1 protein-coding gene is annotated in these 842 nt (G+C 46.9%); it reads right to left on the reverse strand.

Going from position 1 to position 842, the window contains the following annotated elements; translation table 11 throughout:
* Window positions 1-821 (reverse strand): IS110 family RNA-guided transposase (locus tag JK130_RS16540; protein WP_218355432.1); only part of this gene is annotated, 821 nt, incomplete at its 3' end.
* Window positions 822-842 lie beyond the last annotated feature (21 nt).

An 842-nucleotide genomic window follows, 5' to 3' on the forward strand; every position in this document is an offset into this window, starting at 1 on the left:
CCACCGGAGGAGTGTTCGCTGGGAACCAAACCTAAATACGCCATAAGTTTTCTTGGATGGTCGAAGCGGTGTAAATCGCCAAGTTCTGCTACCACACCAACCGCAACTAGCAGTCGAACACCTCTCATAGCCTGAATAGCATTCACCACAGGATAATAACGCCACTGATGAACGTGATGGGTCAATTCATTATCTAGCCTTTCTAACCGACGGATGCGCTCTTCTATGGTTTGCAATTGTTCCTGCAAGACTATTTGCTGGGCCGGGTGAGGCAATATCAATTCAGTGAGCCAGCGAAGGTGCTTTTTCGACCAGTTGGCAGTACCTTCATAGCGAATGTTATTACGCAGAAGTAAAGCTTTAAGCTGGTATTTACCTTCTTTTAAATCTTTCATCGCGGCCTCTCGGGCTCGGGATAAATCCCGCACAGCCTCATCCTCTGGCTCGGGCACATAGATAGGTGTAAGGTCTTCAGACTTTAGTGACCTAACAAGCTTAAGCGCATCTCGACGGTCGGTTTTAATTCGCTCCCCTGGCTTTTTCGGAATAAGAGACGGTGCTACGACATAGCAACAATGTCCCAAGCTCGTTATCAGCCGATAAATCCAGTAACCACACGGGCCGGCTTCATAAACAACATGAAGCGTTGCGCCTGGATATTTGGATTCAAACTGACGGAGCAGCTTTTTGACACTCACCTTAGACGAGGGAATACGCCCATAGTGAATTGGTGTTGCTCCACGCTGCTCTTCACAATAGGCAACCTCGTGAAACTCTTTATGCGTATCCAATCCGATAAAAATCATGCTATGTTTGTTCATGCTAGCCTCCAAATTGATTTA

Source organism: Alteromonas lipotrueiana, from assembly GCF_019249245.1.
Classification (GTDB): Bacteria; Pseudomonadota; Gammaproteobacteria; order Enterobacterales; family Alteromonadaceae; genus Alteromonas; species Alteromonas lipotrueiana.